The organism is Kitasatospora sp. NPDC050543 (assembly GCF_044457565.1).
Lineage (GTDB): Bacteria > Actinomycetota > Actinomycetes > Streptomycetales > Streptomycetaceae > Kitasatospora.
The window spans coordinates 1-1,503 of sequence record NZ_JBITGZ010000096.1; the positions used below are offsets into that span (position 1 = coordinate 1).

The following is a 1,503-nucleotide window of genomic DNA, read 5'->3' on the forward strand; positions in this document are numbered from 1 at the left end:
GTAGTAGGTGAGCGATGGGGTGACGCAGGAAGGTAGTCCAGCCCGGGCGGTGGTTGTCCCGGGGTAAGGGTGTAGGCCGAGTGATAGGCAAATCCGTCACTCATTAAGGCTGAGACCTGATGCCGAGCCGATTGTGGTGAAGTGGATGATCCTATGCTGTCGAGAAAAGCCTCTAGCGAGTTTCATGGCGGCCCGTACCCCAAACCGACTCAGGTGGTCAGGTAGAGAATACCGAGGCGTTCGGGTGAACTATGGTTAAGGAACTCGGCAAAATGCCCCCGTAACTTCGGGAGAAGGGGGGCCGGAACCGGTGATGAGTCTTGCACTCGGAGCTGGGGCCGGCCGCAGAGACCAGCGAGAAGCGACTGTTTACTAAAAACACAGGTCCGTGCGAAGCCGTAAGGCGATGTATACGGACTGACGCCTGCCCGGTGCTGGAACGTTAAGGGGACCGGTTAGTCCGATTTCGGTCGGGCGAAGCTGAGAACTTAAGCGCCAGTAAACGGCGGTGGTAACTATAACCATCCTAAGGTAGCGAAATTCCTTGTCGGGTAAGTTCCGACCTGCACGAATGGCGTAACGACTTCTCGACTGTCTCAACCATAGGCCCGGTGAAATTGCATTACGAGTAAAGATGCTCGTTTCGCGCAGCAGGACGGAAAGACCCCGGGACCTTTACTATAGCTTGATATTGGTGTTCGGTTCGGCTTGTGTAGGATAGGTGGGAGACTGTGAAACCCAAACGCCAGTTTGGGTGGAGTCGTCGTTGAAATACCACTCTGGTCGTGCTGGATGTCTAACCTGGGTCCGTGATCCGGATCAGGGACAGTGTCTGGTGGGTAGTTTAACTGGGGCGGTTGCCTCCTAAAGAGTAACGGAGGCGCCCAAAGGTTCCCTCAGCCTGGTTGGCAATCAGGTGTTGAGTGTAAGTGCACAAGGGAGCTTGACTGTGAGACCGACGGGTCGAGCAGGTGCGAAAGCAGGGACTAGTGATCCGGCGGTGGCTTGTGGAAGCGCCGTCGCTCAACGGATAAAAGGTACCCCGGGGATAACAGGCTGATCTTCCCCAAGAGTCCATATCGACGGGATGGTTTGGCACCTCGATGTCGGCTCGTCGCATCCTGGGGCTGGAGTAGGTCCCAAGGGTTGGGCTGTTCGCCCATTAAAGCGGTACGCGAGCTGGGTTTAGAACGTCGTGAGACAGTTCGGTCCCTATCCGCTGTGCGCGTAGGAGTGTTGAGAAGGGCTGTCCCTAGTACGAGAGGACCGGGACGGACGAACCTCTGGTGTGCCAGTTGTCCTGCCAAGGGCATGGCTGGTTGGCTACGTTCGGGAGGGATAACCGCTGAAAGCATCTAAGCGGGAAGCCTGCTTCGAGATGAGCACTCCCACCTCCTTGAGAGGGTAAGGCTCCCAGTAGACGACTGGGTTGATAGGCCGGATGTGGAAGCCCTGTAAGGGGTGGAGCTGACCGGTACTAATAGGCCGAGGGCTTGTCCTCAG

The 1,503-nt window shown here is 56.8% G+C and carries 1 rRNA gene; it reads left to right on the top strand.

The features are described 5' to 3' along the window. Positions 1-1,501: ribosomal RNA gene (locus ACIBH3_RS35940) — 23S ribosomal RNA — on the top strand; the annotation flags it as partial. Between the last annotated feature and the right edge of the window lie 2 nt (positions 1,502-1,503).